A 14,738-nucleotide genomic window follows, 5' to 3' on the forward strand; every position below is an offset into this window, starting at 1 on the left:
ACACCGGCCTGGCGCGGGTTTTGGGGGTGATGGGGGGGGGCACTTCGCGGATTCCGCCCCCGCTGTAAACAATAACACCGCCGGGCCCTCCCCCACGCCCCCCGCTTGGGCATTTTGGTGTTGAGGGTGGTCCATGGCCGAAGTGATTGATGGTAAGAGCGTTGCCGAAGACGTGGTGCGGACGGTCAAGATCCTGACCGCCGAGCTTGTCGCCAAAGGCAAGGCCAAGCCCGGTCTTGCAGTGGTCATCGTCGGCGAGGATCCGGCCAGCCAGGTCTATGTCGCTTCCAAATCGCGCACCGCGAAGGAATGCGGCTTTCATTCAGTGCAGCACACGCTGTCGGCCGAAACCTCGGAACCGGCATTGCTGGAGATCATCGGCGACCTTAACGCCGATCCGGCCATCAACGGCATCCTGGTGCAGCTTCCGCTGCCGGCCCATATCGATGCCGGCAAGATCATCCAGACCATCGCGCCGGAAAAGGATGTCGACGGCTTCCATTTCATCAATGTCGGCAAGCTCGGCACCGGTGAACTCGAGACTGCCTTCGTGCCCTGCACGCCGGCCGGCTCGATGCTTCTGATCGAGCGGGTGCGCGGCAAGGATTTGTCCGGCCTCAATGCGGTCGTCGTCGGCCGCTCCAACATCGTCGGCAAGCCGATGGCCAACCTCCTGCTTGCCGCCAATTGCACCGTCACCATCGCCCACAGCCGCACCAAAGACCTGCCGGCACTTGCCCGCACCGCCGACATTCTGGTCGCGGCCGTCGGCCGGCCGGAGATGATCAAGGGCGATTGGGTGAAGCCTGGCGCCACCGTCGTCGATGTCGGCATCAACCGCATTCCCGCACCAGAGAAGGGCGAGGGCAAGTCGCGCCTCGTCGGCGACGTCGCCTATGCCGAAGCGGCCAAGGCCGCCGGAGCCATCACGCCGGTTCCCGGCGGTGTCGGGCCGATGACCATTGCCATGCTGATGGCCAATACGTTAGCCTCGGCCTACCTTGCGGCCGGATTGAAACGGCCGTCCTTCTGACCGCCAGAAAGCCGCAGCTTTGCCGAACTCCACTATTCCCCCGGAACGGCCGGTCATGACTGATCCCGTTCAAGGCGGCCGGCAGTTCGCTTTCCTGCTGGTCGACAAGTTCTCCATGTTCTCGCTGGCCGCGGCGATCGATACATTCCGGTCGGCGAACCGGTTGCTCGGCCGCGACTTCTACGGCTGGACCACGGTGTCTGCCGATGGCGATCCGGTGATGGCCTCCAATGGCCTGCCGCTCAAGATCGACTACGCGGTAGCCGACCTGCCGCCGGTCGACATCCTTTTCGTCTCGGTCGGGCTGACGACGGAATTTCCCGGCAAGAGCAAGGTGCTGGCGGCTTTACGCAGTTGGGGACGGCGCGGCAATGCGCTCGGTGCCTTGTCGGTCGGCTCCTACCTGCTGGCCGAGGCCGGCCAGCTTGAAGGCTACCGCTGCACCATCCATTGGGAAAACCGCGCCGGCTTCGTCGAACGCTTCCCCGACATCAACTGCACAGGCAACGTCTTCGAGATCGATCGCAAGCGCTACACCTGCGCCGGCGGCACCACCTCGATCGACCTGATGCTGGAGATCGTGCGCGGCGATTTCGGTTCGAATCTCGCCAATGGCGTCGCCAACCAGTTCCAGCACGAACGCATCCGCTCGGCCGGCGACCGCCAGCGCGTCGGTCCGGAACGCGACCTGACCGGCAAGTCGGAGAAGCTCAGGCGCATCGTCGAACTGATGGCAGATCACCTCGACGAGCCGCTGTCGGCCGTGCAACTGGCCAAGTCCGCCGGCCTGTCGGTGCGCCAGGTCGAGCGCCTGTTCCTGCGCCATCTCAGCGTCACGCCCGGCCGCTATTACATGCGGCTGCGGCTGGAGCGGGCGCGCGAACTGCTGCGCCAGACCAACATGCCGATCCTCGACGTGGCGATCGCGACCGGCTTCACCTCGCATTCCTACTTCGCCCAGAGCTACCGGCTGCAATTCGGCAGGCCGCCCTCGGAAGAGCGCCGCACGACCTACTGAGCGGGTTTTCGCTTCCGTTGAAAAGTTTGGCATTTCGCCCCGACGCACCGGGTTCCTTCGGAGTCTTCGCTGACGCGTAGGCTGAAGGGTGCATCAAACGAAAAACCCGCCTGCGCGGCGGGTCACTGGCGCAAATCAGCACCATGGACAAATATGTACCATAGCTGAGGGCACTGAGTCAAGAAAAAATTCCTATCGTGAAAAACTGCCGGCACTGCCGACACCGCCGAACTGGATGTCGTCAGGTCTTTTGTTAAGCTGAGTTCGGAGCCCTACGCACCGGCACCGACTTGTGTCCCAGCGCCGCGTCAAATAGCTTGCCGCCCGGATCAGGGGCGGATTTGAGGAGATTTCGATGGCGGGACTTGCACGGGGCGTCGCTGCGGCGATCCTCCTTTTGTCGATGACGACATTCGGCTTTGCCGCAAACAAGGTCATCGTCATTCTCGATGCCTCCGGCTCGATGTGGGCGCAGATCGACGGCAAGCCCAAGCTCGAAATCGCCCGCGAGTCGCTGCGAACCGTGCTTCAATCGGTTCCCACCGACGACGAAATCGGCTTCATGGCCTATGGCCATCGCGAAAAGGGCAGCTGCGACGACATCCAGTTGATCGTGCCGCCACAGGCAGGTTCGGCAAGTGCCATCTCGGCCGCCGCCGACAGCCTGAAATTCCTCGGCAAGACGCCGCTGACCTCTGCCGTCAAGCAAGCAGCCGAGGCGTTGAAATACACCGAGGACAAGGCGACCGTCGTGCTCATTACCGACGGTCTCGAAACATGCGGTGGCGACCCCTGCGCGCTTGGCAAGGAGCTTGAGGCATCCGGCGTCGACTTCACCGCCGATGTCGTTGGCTTCGGCCTCACCACCGACGAAGGCAAGCAGATCGCCTGCCTCGCCGACAACACCGGCGGCAAATACATCCAGGCCTCCGACGAGAAGGCGCTGCAGGAGGCGCTTGTCGAGACCGTGGCGGCACCCGCTCCAGAACCGGCTCCCGCTCCGGCGCCCGCGCCCGCACCGGAGCCGGCGAAACCGGAATTCAATTTTCAGCCAACAGTGGTGATGGCCGAAGGTGGCGAGCCGATCACCGACGGCAACGCCTGGGAGATCTACAAGGCAAGCGCCGACGGCTCGCGGGGCGATTCCGTCACCACCGAATATGGCACCTACAGCGGCAATCTCGAACCAGGCGACTACATCGTCGTCGCACGCGACGACGAGGCCAAGATGGAGCAGAAATTCAAGATCGAGGCAGGCCAGGTCTACAAGCCGCTGTTCACCTTGAACGCGGGCACAATGCTCATTCATCCGCGGCCGAGCCAGGGCGCCGACATCAGTGACGCGGCCAGCCTCAATTTCGCTTATCCGGGCGGCAGCACGACCCACTATGGCGACACCAAAATCATCGTGCCGGCGGGCGAACAGAAGATCACGGTCCAGATCGGCGCAGGCAGCGTCACCGAAACCATCCAGCTCGCCGCCGGGCAGAAGATCGAGAAGGACGTCATCGTTGGCGTCGGCCATATCGTGCTCAACGCCTTTTATGTCGCGGGCGGCGACAAGGCCGACAGTTCCGGCCTCGGCTTCGAGATCGTCAAGGCGAAGAAGAAAATCGATGGCACGCGTGACAGTGTCGAGCATTCCTATGGCCCGGACAGCAAGTTCTGGCTGCCGCCGAACGACTATGTCGCGCTGACCACGCTTGACCTGGCGGTCGTCGAGCAGCCGTTCAGCGTCAAGGTCGGAGATGTCACGGACATCAAGGTGCCGCTCGATGCCGGCGTTCTGGCGATGTCGGCCTCCGGTGCCTACTCGATCGAGATACTGTCGCCGAAAAAGGACATTGAGGGCAAGCGCAAGGCGCTTGGCCTGAACTATGGCGATACCTGGCAGCAGACCGTTCCGGCCGGCGACTATGTGGTCGTCCGCCACATGATCGATGCAGGCCATGACAAGGAAATGCCGGTGACGGTCAAGGCCGGCGAACGGAGCGAAATTGCCGTTACGCCATGACAGCAATTTGACCGGCAGCAAAAAGGGCGGCCAAGAGCCGCCCTCTTTCATGGACAGGACGTCGATTCCGTCACGCCGTTCCGAACGCGCTGGCGCCGTGGTCGGCGCGGCCGACCAATTGACGGAAGCCGGCAAACAGCTCGCGGCCTAAGCCGAACTCGTTGCCGATGAGGTCGGCATCCGCCGTCCGGCGCAAGGCGAAGTCACCGGCCGGCACCAGAACCTCAAGTGTCCCAGCGTCGGCGTCGAGCCGGATGATGTCGCCTTCGTGGATCCTGGCGATTGGCCCGTCCTCGACTGCTTCCGGCGTCACATGGATCGCCGCCGGCACCTTGCCGGAGGCGCCAGACATGCGCCCGTCGGTGACCAGCGCCACGCGCTGGCCGCGATCCTGCAGGATGCCGAGCACGGTGGTCAGCTTGTGCAGTTCCGGCATGCCGTTGGCCTTTGGCCCCTGGAAGCGGATGACGGCGATGAAATCGCCGGTCAGCGTGCCTGCCTTGAACGCTTCATTCAGCCCTTGCTGGCTGTCGAAAACCTTGGCCGGCGCCTCGATGATGCGCCGCTCCGGCTTCACCGCGGAAGTCTTGATGACGGCGTGGCCGAGATTGCCCGACAGCACCTTGAGGCCGCCGGTCGCCTGGAAAGCCTTGCTGAACGGCGCCAGCACTTTCTCGTCGCCGCTTTGGCGCGGCGAGGCTTCGCGCACCACGCTGCCGTCGGCGCCAAGCTTTGCTTCGATCGCATAGGGCCGCAGGCCTTCGCCCCAGACCGTCTGCACATCCTCGTGCAGGATGCCTTCGTCGAGCAGTTCGCGGATCAGGAAGCCGAGGCCGCCGGCCGCGTGGAAATGGTTCACGTCGGCGAGACCGTTGGGATAGACCCGCGCCAGCAGCGGCACCGCTTCCGAAAGGTCGGAAATGTCCTGCCAGGTGATGGCTATGCCGGCCGCCGCCGCCATGGCGATCAGGTGGATGGTGTGATTGGTCGAACCGCCGGTGGCATGCAGGCCGACGACGCCGTTGACGATCGAACGCTCGTCGATCATCCGGCCGACCGGCGTATAGGCATTGCCGAGCGCGGTGATCGCCAGCGCCCGCTTCGTCGCCTCGCGGGTCAGGGCGTCACGCAGCGGCGTGCCGGGATTGACGAAGGAAGCGCCCGGCGTGTGCAGGCCCATGATCTCCATCAGCATCTGGTTGGAATTTGCCGTGCCGTAGAAGGTGCAGGTGCCCGGCCCATGGTAGGACTTGGACTCGGCCTCCAGCAGTTCGGCGCGTCCGGCCTTGCCCTCGGCATAGAGCTGGCGGACCTTGGCCTTTTCATCGTTCGGCAGGCCAGTGGTCATCGGTCCTGCGGGAATGAACACCGCCGGCAGATGGCCGAAGGTCAGTGCGGCGATCACCAGGCCAGGCACGATCTTGTCGCAGACGCCGAGATAGACGGCGGCGTCGAACATGTTGTGCGACAGGCCGATCGCTGCGGCCATGGCGATCACGTCGCGCGAAAACAGCGACAGCTCCATGCCGGGCTGGCCTTGCGTAACGCCATCGCACATCGCCGGCACGCCGCCGGCGACCTGGGCGATGCCGCCGGCCTCGCGTGCCGCGTCCTTGATCAGCGCCGGAAAGGTCTCGAACGGCTGATGCGCCGACAGCATGTCGTTATAAGAGGTGATGATGCCGAGGTTTGGCACCTTATCCGCACCCAGCGCCAGCTTTTCCGAGGGACTGCACACCGCAAAGCCGTGGGCGAGATTGCCGCACGACAGCACGGCCCGGTTGGCGGTGCGGTTCGACGCCTCGGCGATGCGGCTAAGATAACGCTCGCGGCCTGGCTTTGAACGCTCGCGGATGCGTTCGGTGATGGCTTCGATGTCGCGTCTGACGGTCATGGTGTCGGTCCTTTCAGGCGAGGTCCCGGAACACAATCCGGCTGTCCGCCGGGACCCTCAGCAAGTTCAAATCAAGGTGCCCAGAAAACCTCTACGGGCTTCTGTGCAGCATCGAGTACGGCGCGGATTGGCTTTCGCGGTCCAGATGCCACGGCGCTGTCGAAGGCGGTGCGCTTGTCCTCGCCTTCGATGTGCAGCGCAATGAAGCCGGCATCGACAATGCGGGCCAGCGACAACGTCAGCCGCGGCTCTCCCGCACTCAACGCATGAACCGGCAGCACGATCCTGTCGGAGGACGGATCGAGCAATTTTTCCAGGTCGTCGGCATCGGGAAAGAACGAGGCGGTGTGGCCGTCCGGCCCCATGCCGAGCACGACGACGTCGAGCGGCCAGGGCAGTGACTGCAGTGCTGCGTTGTCGGACGCCGCCGCGTCCTCGATGTCGGTGGCTTCGTGATAGAGAGGCACGAAACGTGCCGCCTTGGCTGCGTTCTGCAAGAGATTTGCGGCCACCAGCCCGGCGTTGGAACGTGGCGAGGAGGCCGGCACGAAGCGCTCGTCGACGAGCGTCACGATCACCTTGTCCCAGGCGATCGGTATCGCCGAAAGAGCGGCGAAGAATCTTGCCGGCGTGGTGCCGCCGGAGACGGCGAGCAGCCCCGTGCCGCGCTCGGCGATTGCCTTGGTCAGGCGGCCGGCGACATGACCCGCAAGGGCGGCCGCCAATTCCTGGCGCCCGGCGAAGCCGTTCCAGCTGTTGGCGGCGCTGTTCAATTGCTCTCGTGCCATGTCCGCCCGTCACGTTCGATCAGTGCGATGGAGGCCGAGGGTCCCCAGGTGCCTGCCGTATAGCCCTGCGCCTCTTGTCTGGCGCTTTCCCAGGCGTTCTGGATCGGGTCGATCCACTTCCACGCCGCCTCGACTTCGTCGCGGCGCATGAACAGGGTCTGGTTGCCACGGATGACGTCCATGATCAGCCGCTCATAGGCATCCGGCGCGCGGCCATCGAAGGATTGCGCGAAGCTCATATCGAGCGAGATCTGGCGCAGCCGCATGCCGCCCGGACCCGGATCCTTGATCATGATGAACTGCTTGACGCCTTCGTCCGGCTGCAACCGGATGACCAGTTGGTTGGCGAAGATCGGACCGGCGCTGTCACCGAAGATCGAATGCGGGATCGGCTTGAATTCGATGACGATTTCCGAAACCCGGGTCGCCAGCCGCTTGCCGGTCCTGAAGTAGAACGGAACGCCCGCCCAGCGCCAGGTGCCGATCTCGGCCTTGATAGCGACGAAGGTTTCGGTGTTGCTGTCGTGGGAAAGCTCCTCGACATAGCCTTTTACAGCTCCGCTGGCCGAGGCGCCGGCGCGGTATTGGCCACGCACGGTGTGCTTCGGCGCCTCGTTGCCGTTGATGCGCTTCAGCGCCCGCAGCACCTTCAGCTTCTCGTCACGCACCGCGTCGGCGTCCATCGATGACGGCGCTTCCATGGCGACCAGACACAGCAGCTGCAGCATATGGTTCTGCACCATGTCGCGCAGTGCGCCGGCCTTGTCGTAATAGGTGACGCGGTCTTCCAGCCCCACTGTCTCGGCGACCGTGATCTGCACATGGTCGATATGGGCGGAATTCCACAGCGGCTCATAGAGCGCGTTGGCAAAGCGCAGCGCCATCAGGTTCTGCACCGTCTCCTTGCCGAGATAGTGGTCGATGCGGAAGATCTGGCTTTCGTGGAAATTGTCGCCGACCAGATCGTTGAGCGCTCGCGCCGAGGCAAGGTCGCGGCCGATTGGCTTCTCCAGCACGATGCGGGAGTTCGGCGTGATCAGATTGTGCTCCTTCAGCTTGTGCGAAATATCGCCGAACAGCGCCGGCGCCACCGCCAGGTAGAAGGCACGGATACGGTCGCTGTCGCCGATCGCCTTCGTCAATTTGTCGAAGCCGGCGCCGGTCGTTGCATCGGCCGAGACATAGGATAGCCGCGCCAGAAAGGTCTTCAATTCATTGGCGTCGATATCGGCCGGTTTGACATGCTCGGAGATCGCCTGCTTGGCGAAGGCCTGGAATTCCTCATCGCTCATTTTCGATCGTGATGTGCCGATGATGCGCGTCGGCTCCGAGAACTGATGGTCGCGCTGGCGATAGTAGAGAGACGGCAAAAGCTTGCGTTCCGACAGATCGCCGGTGCCGCCGAAAATGATGAAGTCGAAAGGGTCGACGGGGATGATCTGGCTGGTCATGGTCTATCCGCTCTGACGCCGGTCGCAAGTACGCGGCTGATATAATCTAATCGATTTAAATTTTCCAGTGCCATGGTGTCACATCTGGGTGTATGCGCCTGCCCCTTGACAGTCCAATGACCTGGAGGCTTGTCGACAGGCGCGGCTCCGGAAGCCCTTCGCAGTTGCAGCATAGAGCGGGATCGAGGCGAAAGCCAAAGGAGAAATCGGCGATGGCCGCACATCTTTTAGCTAACCAGTTCGGCAGCCGCGGCACTGCGTGGATGTGTATGATCGGCGTGAAGGTCGATCGTCACCAAACATGAGCGGGAAAAACATGCGTCTGGAAAACAAGGTTGCCGTCATCACCGGTGCTGCATCGGGCTTTGGCGAGGGCATCGCCAGGCGCTTTGCCGAGGAGGGCGCCAGGGTGGTTGTCGCCGATCTCAATGCCAAGGGTGCGGAGCGTGTCGCCGACGAGATCGGTGACGCGGCGATCTGGACCCAGACCGATGTTTCGCTGCGCTCCGAATTCGACGAGATGGTCTATGCCACGAAGAGCGCCTTCGGCCGCATCGACATTATGGTCAACAATGCCGGCTTCACCCATCGCAACGGCGACATGCTCAATGTCGACGAGGAAACCTTCGATCTGATCACATCAGTCAATATGAAGGCGATCTATCACGCAGCGCTTGCCGTGGTGCCGATCATGGAGCGGCAAGGCGGCGGCGTCATTTTGACCACGGCCTCCACCGCCGGTCTGCGGCCGAGGCCCGGCCTCACCTGGTACAATGCCTCGAAAGGCTGGGCGATCTCCGCCACCAAGTCGATGGCGGTGGAACTGGCGCCGAAGAACATCCGCGTCAACTGCCTCTGCCCGGTTGCTGGAGAGACCGGCATGCTGGAGAAATTCATGGGCGCCGACACACCCGAAATCCGCGAGAAGTTCCGCGCATCGATCCCGCTCGGCCGGCTTTCGACGCCGCTCGACATCGCCAATGCCGCACTCTGGCTGGCCTCCGACGAAGCCGCCTTCATCACCGGTGTGGCGCTGGAGGTCGATGGCGGCCGCTGCATCTGATAGCCTGGCGTATGTCGCCAACATGCCCACGCCGAGCAGTGGGAGTCAGGCGCCGGTCTTGATGTAGGTTTTGTAGACCCAGCCGGTCTTGCCGTTATAGATGATCTGGCACCATTGCTTGCAGCTCATCACCTGAACCGAGGTTCTGGCCGGCAGCGTGGCGATGGCGGCGGCATTTTTCTTCGGGCCGCTCCGCATGGTCACGGGTTTCAGGATACGCCCTGTTCCGGCGGCGGCGACCTTCCCGGGCTTCGCCTTGGCCTGGCTGCCGTCACCTCCGGCCGTTGGCTGCTGTGGCGGCGGCTGCACCGCGGGGATAGCGGCGGTTAGTGCGCCATCGGGATGGCTGCTCGCCGCCGCGGGAGGCGCGGCAACCTTGGCAAGTTCAGCGGTGGCATCGGTATCGGCTCCTGGCTGCGCGAACGCCGCCGCCGGTTTGTCCGGCGCCTGTTCAGCCTGGTTCGCCACCTGGCTGGGAGCAGTCGAATCGGAGGCGACCTTCGGCTGCGGACCAGTCCAGCGCGGATCATTGGCCTTGAGTGCGGGGATGGCTTCCGCTGCTGCCACGGTCGGTGAAACCGCGTCGGGCTTGCGCGCCTGCGCTACGGCTGTCGCGGCGACTGCAGCCCCCACCGGGGCGATTTTCGTCGTCTTCACCGGAATGGCTGGAATCGTCTGCTCGGGGCTTGCTGACGCTTGCCTGTCGCTGGCCGGCAATGCCAGCCATAGCGCAACGGCGGCGACGCCAAGCAGTGCGGCGGTGCCGATTGCGGCGATCACCAGATGCGAGTTCGAACGGACTTCCTGCCAGAACGACGGCCGCATATCGTATCCGAACTGCATGGCAAAGCGCCGACGTTCCGGCGTACCGAAACTGAAGGGCTCTTTCACTCTTGCCACCTCCATAAGTGGGCCAATGTTCTTTCGATCGAATGCCAAGAACCTGGCGAAAGATCTGCATCAGTCCCAAGAAACCAAAGCGGGCAAGCCCGCAAAATTCCCCATCAGTCGCCCACAACCGGCATCTTTTGCCGGCGATTGTGGCATCACTACGCCTTCCCACCCGATTCTGCACCTTTGACGGGGATTCCGCAATGTGCCGCTACGGCAACAAATATTACAGTAATATTACATGAATTCAGCGCGATCCTGTCCAGCCCGAAACGCAATCCCGAAAAGTGGGAACAACCCTAAATCCTGTCCCGCAGAGCAAACCAGTTGAGCGCCAGGAACAGCAGCGGCGTACGGAAGCGCCGTCCGCCGGGGAAGGGCGGGATTTTCAGATCCTCGATCAGCTTCAGCCGGTCGCGGTTGCCGGCAACGGATTCGGCATAGAGCTTGCCGAAGAAGTTCGACAGCATGACGCCGTGGCCGGAATAGCCGCCGGCCGAAATCACATTGGGCATCACTTCGCGCACGAAAGGCATTCTCGGCACTGTGATGCCGACATAGCCGCCCCAGCCATGTGTGATCTCGACGTCCCTGAGCGCCGGATAGAGTTCCGCGATCTGGCGACGGATGTGGATGTGAATATCCTTCGGATCGTTGACGCCGTAAATCTCGCGTCCGCCAAACAGCAGCCGCCCGTCTTTCGATCTGCGGAAATAGCGCACGACGAAGCGGGAATCATCGACGGACTCGCCGCCCGGCAACACGTTCGAGTCTGCTCCCAAAGGCACGGTTGCGCCGATGAATGAACCGATCGGCATGATGTGCGCTGCACTCACCGGCTCGAGCGTGCCGCCGTGGGCGTTGACCGCGATCAGGCATTTCTGCGCCGTCACCGTGCCTCTCGGCGTCGAAACCTTGACCTTGCCGCCACTGGAAATGATGCGGGTCGATGGCGTCCCCTCGAACAGCTGCGCGCCGGCAAGCGCTGCCACCCGCGCCGTCCCGATCACCAGTTTCATCGGGTGGATGTGTCCAGTGCCGGTGTCGCGCGTCCCGCCAAAGTAGGCTGTCGATCCCAGCCGCTCCGCCGTCTCCCTGGCATCCATGAACGAGATATGCGGGTAGGAAAAACGGCTCGCCATGATCTCGGCATGTGCCTTGTAGTCGTCGACGTAGCGCGGCTTGTGCGCCACCGAGAGCTGGCCCGGCAGATAGTCGATGTCGATCCGGTTGGCAGCAGCGAATTCGAGGAGATGCTTCTTCGCCTCTTCGGCGAGATCGAACAGGGCCTTGGCGCGCGAAAAACCATACTCGGCCTCCAGTTCCTCTGCCCAGGAACGCTGGCCGGTGCCGAGCTGCCCGCCATTGCGCCCGGAAGCGCCATCGCCGAAACGGTACGCCTCGATCAAAACGACATTCGTCCCTCCCTTGGCCAGATGCACCGCCGCCGACAGGCCGGTAAAGCCGCCGCCGATGATGACGACATCGCAGGTACGGTCGCCATCGAGCACGGGGTATTCAGGCCGCGGTCCGGCTGTGTCTTCGTACCAGGAGCGGCCGGGGGAGATCGGGGATTGGTAAGGCATGATGCGGTGAAGACTCGGAGATTTGGAAGGGGAAGCGAATAGCGAATAGCGAGTAGCAAATAGGGAAGAATTGAAAAGTGAGGGTTGATCGAGACTGTATCGCCCGTCTCATCATTTCTATTCGCTATTCGCTATTCGCTATTCGCTAAACATTGAGCAACAAATACTCCCGTTCCCACGGGCTGATCACTTCCATGAACGTCTCGAATTCCGCGCGCTTGATCGCCGCATAGGTCGCGGCGAAGGACTTGCCCAGATGAGCGCAGAGCTCCTTATCGCCCTCGAACAGGTCGACGGCTTCGAGCAGGCCACGTGGCAGGTCGATCTCGTCGGCATTGGCGGTCGTCAGGACGGGAGGTTCGGCCTTGATCTTCCTGGTGATGCCGATCAGCCCGCAGGCAAGCGATGCCGCCAAAGCCAGATAGGGGTTGGCGTCGGAGGAGGGGATGCGGTTTTCGACGCGCCGCGCCGCCGGATCCGAGCGTGGCACACGAAACGCCGTGGTGCGATTGTCATAGCCCCATTTGTTATTGACCGGCGCCGACGCCGCCTGTGTCAATCGCCGGTAGGAATTAACATAGGGCGCGAACATCACCAGCGCGTTCGGCACATGCTTCTGCATACCACCGATGAAATGGAAGAAGGCGTCGGTTTCCGAACCGTCGGCAGCCGAGAAGATGTTCTGTCCGGTCTTCTTGTCGATGATCGATTGATGGATATGCATGGCGGAGCCAGGCTGCCCTTGGATGGGCTTGGCCATGAAGGTGGCATAGATCTCGTGCTTCAGCGCCGCCTCGCGAATGGTGCGCTTGAACATGAACACCTGGTCGGCCAGTTCGATCGGGTCTCCGTGGCGCAAATTGATCTCAAGCTGGCCGGCACCTTCTTCATGGATCAGCGTATCGATCTCCAGGCCCTGGCTTTCGGAGAAATGGTAGATGTCGTCGATCAGTTCGTCGAATTCGTTGACGCCGGCGATCGAATAGCCGGCGCCGCCGCCGATCGCACGTCCCGAACGGCCGACCGGCGGTGTCAGCGGATAATCCGGATCGGGATTCTTGCGCACCAGATAGAATTCGATCTCAGGCGCCACTACCGGCCTCAGGCCGAGCTTGTCATAGGCGGCAACCACGCGCTTCAACACATTGCGTGGCGTGAACTCGACCGAGCGGCCATCTTGATGGACCAGATCGCAGATGACCGCGGCCGTCGGGTCTTCTTCCCAGGGCACCACCGTCAGCGTCGACAGGTCCGGCATCAGTTTGAGGTCGCCGTCGTCTTCCGGGTAATGGAAGCCGTTGCCGTCCTCGGGATAGCCGCCGGAAATCGTCGTCATGAAGACCGCCGATGGCAGGGCCAGCGATGTGTTGGAGGTGAATTTCTTCGATGGCATCATCTTGCCGCGGGCGACGCCTGCCTGATCAGGCGTGATGCACTCGATGTCTTCGATGCCGCGCCATTCCAGCCAGGCGCTGACTTCCTTCCAGTTCTTCACGCCCCGTTGGTTTTTCACGAAGGCAGGCGTGCGGGCACGTCCTCCGCGGCTCGACGGACGGACTTCCTTTTTTGCAGGCGGCATCATTCACCAGATTGGGTTGCGGATTGTGGAGTATAGCCGTGCCCTCCAATGGAAGGGAAGGGGAGCCGCGCCGGGCATTGGCTGACGCTGTTGAAAATCGCGCCAATCGGCTTAGTTTCCACAATCCCGATCCCAATCGAGACCCCAATCTTAATCGAGAAATTGCATGCGGCACGACGACAAACTGACGACGATCGGCTTCGACGCCGACGACACACTCTGGCAGAACGAGCAGTTCTTCCGCCTGACGGAGAAGCGCTTTGCCGCCATGTTGGCCGACCATGGCGAAGCGGGGCACATCTCCGCGCGATTGCTGGAAGCCGAAAGGCGCAACCTTGCCGTCTATGGCTTCGGTATCAAGGGATTTACCCTGTCGATGATCGAAACAGCGATCGAGGTTACACAGGGCCACGTGCCGGCGGCGGTCATATCGGAGATTCTCGATACCGGCCGCGAGATGCTGAGCCATCCGATCGAGGTCTTGCCGCATGCGCGCGAGACTGTCGAAAAGCTTGCCGGCGCGTTCCGCCTTGTGCTGATCACCAAGGGCGACCTTTTCGATCAGGAGCGCAAGCTGGCCGGGTCAGGTCTGGGCGAATTGTTCGACGCGATCGAGATCGTCAGCGACAAGAATGCCGCCACCTATGACAGGATCTTCAGCCGGCATGGCGATGGTCCGGCAAAAAGCATGATGGTCGGCAATTCGCTGAAGTCGGACGTGGTGCCGGCCATCGAGGCCGGCGGTTGGGGTGTCCATGTGCCGCATGAACTGACCTGGGTGCTGGAGCATGTCGAGGCTCCGGTGGCCGAATCGAGATTCCGCCAGATATCCGATCTCGGCCAACTGCCCGGGCTGGTTGAAAGCATCGTGAACGCGGGCTGATCGCAGTAGTCGGCCATTGTTTTCCGTTTACGGGCGGGGAAACCGCCTACAAACTCTTTCTGCAATCTAGCGGCCAACCAGGCGGTCGATCACCGGCTGCAGCCGTTCGGGCGTGATCGGCTTGGCGACCACGACATCGATGATATCAGACAGGCTCAGGCTCTCCGGCGAGCCATTCTTGGTCGAAAGCAGGATCACCGGTGGCAGCGATTTGCCCGAGGCCCGCCGCAACGCTCCGATGCTGGACATCAGGTCGTCGCAGTCCTTGTTGTCGGCACCGCCGTCTAGAACGACTGCGCCGGGAATGAGGGACCGTAAGATCCTCGCTGCCGTGTCGGGAGATTCCGAGATTGGCTTGAGCCCGGATCGCTCGACGATCTTCGAGATCACCACGCGATTGATGGGCGATTTGCCGACGACAAGCACCTGCGACGGATCGCGGATCGCCTCGGAGCTAGAGCGGAATGAATTGAGGCTGAATCGGCGTGGGATTCCCTTAGGCGTGCAAATCTGATTCAACCTTCATGCTGGGCAAGGA

Annotated in this window: 12 protein-coding genes; 5 read left to right on the forward strand and 7 right to left on the reverse strand. The window is 62.4% G+C overall.

The window, feature by feature from the left end:
- Window positions 1–133 precede the first annotated feature (133 nt).
- The 3 genes from folD (at window position 134) to NKH57_RS31795 (ending at window position 4,065) form a co-directional block, all read left to right on the forward strand.
- Complete coding sequence (gene folD, locus NKH57_RS31785) at window positions 134–1,033, forward strand: bifunctional methylenetetrahydrofolate dehydrogenase/methenyltetrahydrofolate cyclohydrolase FolD (protein WP_023758378.1); 900 nt, start codon at window positions 134–136, stop codon at window positions 1,031–1,033.
- 55 nt (window positions 1,034–1,088) lie between these two features.
- Window positions 1,089–2,051, forward strand: coding sequence for a GlxA family transcriptional regulator (locus NKH57_RS31790; RefSeq protein WP_013530232.1), 963 nt, complete (start codon window positions 1,089–1,091; stop codon window positions 2,049–2,051).
- Window positions 2,052–2,406: 355 nt separating this feature from the next.
- The gene (locus tag NKH57_RS31795; protein ID WP_352950209.1) at window positions 2,407–4,065 is read left to right on the forward strand and encodes a vWA domain-containing protein; all 1,659 of its coding nucleotides are present in this window, start codon (window positions 2,407–2,409) and stop codon (window positions 4,063–4,065) included.
- Between the two features lie 70 nt (window positions 4,066–4,135).
- On the opposite strand, the gene edd is transcribed toward NKH57_RS31795, so the two are convergent.
- The 3 genes from edd to zwf form a co-directional block, all read right to left on the reverse strand.
- The gene (edd, locus tag NKH57_RS31800) at window positions 4,136–5,959 is read right to left on the reverse strand and encodes a phosphogluconate dehydratase (protein ID WP_352950211.1); all 1,824 of its coding nucleotides are present in this window, start codon (window positions 5,957–5,959) and stop codon (window positions 4,136–4,138) included.
- 71 nt (window positions 5,960–6,030) lie between these two features.
- On the reverse strand, window positions 6,031–6,747 hold the full coding sequence (pgl, locus tag NKH57_RS31805) for a 6-phosphogluconolactonase (protein ID WP_352950213.1): 717 nt from the start codon (window positions 6,745–6,747) through the stop codon (window positions 6,031–6,033).
- Window positions 6,729–8,198, reverse strand: a complete 1,470-nt coding sequence (gene zwf / locus NKH57_RS31810) for a glucose-6-phosphate dehydrogenase (protein WP_352950215.1) — start codon at window positions 8,196–8,198, stop codon at window positions 6,729–6,731. Before zwf ends, pgl begins: the two co-directional genes overlap by 19 nt.
- Window positions 8,199–8,514: 316 nt before the next feature.
- Here zwf and NKH57_RS31815 point away from each other — a divergent pair, with 316 nt between their 5' ends.
- The gene (locus NKH57_RS31815; protein ID WP_352950217.1) at window positions 8,515–9,261 is read left to right on the forward strand and encodes an SDR family oxidoreductase; all 747 of its coding nucleotides are present in this window, start codon (window positions 8,515–8,517) and stop codon (window positions 9,259–9,261) included.
- Between the two features lie 45 nt (window positions 9,262–9,306).
- Here the strand turns inward: NKH57_RS31815 and NKH57_RS31820 are convergent, their stop codons facing one another.
- The 3 genes from NKH57_RS31820 to NKH57_RS31830 all read right to left on the reverse strand — a co-directional run bounded on the left by NKH57_RS31820 (window position 9,307) and on the right by NKH57_RS31830 (window position 13,320).
- A complete protein-coding gene (locus tag NKH57_RS31820; protein WP_352950219.1) occupies window positions 9,307–10,152 on the reverse strand; it encodes an SH3 domain-containing protein in 846 nt (281 codons plus the stop codon).
- A gap of 299 nt (window positions 10,153–10,451) precedes the next feature.
- Window positions 10,452–11,738 (reverse strand): NAD(P)/FAD-dependent oxidoreductase, encoded by a 1,287-nt coding sequence (locus tag NKH57_RS31825; protein ID WP_352731675.1) that lies wholly within the window; start codon window positions 11,736–11,738, stop codon window positions 10,452–10,454.
- A 145-nt stretch (window positions 11,739–11,883) separates the two neighbouring features.
- Window positions 11,884–13,320, reverse strand: a complete 1,437-nt coding sequence (locus tag NKH57_RS31830) for a glutamine synthetase family protein (RefSeq protein WP_023758370.1) — start codon at window positions 13,318–13,320, stop codon at window positions 11,884–11,886.
- A gap of 163 nt (window positions 13,321–13,483) precedes the next feature.
- On the opposite strand from NKH57_RS31830, the gene NKH57_RS31835 reads away from it, so the two are divergent.
- On the forward strand, window positions 13,484–14,200 hold the full coding sequence (locus tag NKH57_RS31835; RefSeq protein ID WP_023758369.1) for an HAD family hydrolase: 717 nt from the start codon (window positions 13,484–13,486) through the stop codon (window positions 14,198–14,200).
- Between the two features lie 66 nt (window positions 14,201–14,266).
- Here NKH57_RS31835 and NKH57_RS31840 read toward each other — a convergent pair whose 3' ends face one another.
- Window positions 14,267–14,644 carry a response regulator gene (locus tag NKH57_RS31840; RefSeq protein WP_352950222.1) on the reverse strand — a complete coding sequence of 126 codons (378 nt, stop codon included), beginning with the start codon at window positions 14,642–14,644 and terminating at the stop codon, window positions 14,267–14,269.
- Window positions 14,645–14,738 lie beyond the last annotated feature (94 nt).

The sequence above is a fragment of the Mesorhizobium sp. M1050 genome (assembly GCF_040318715.1).
Lineage (GTDB): Bacteria > Pseudomonadota > Alphaproteobacteria > Rhizobiales > Rhizobiaceae > Mesorhizobium.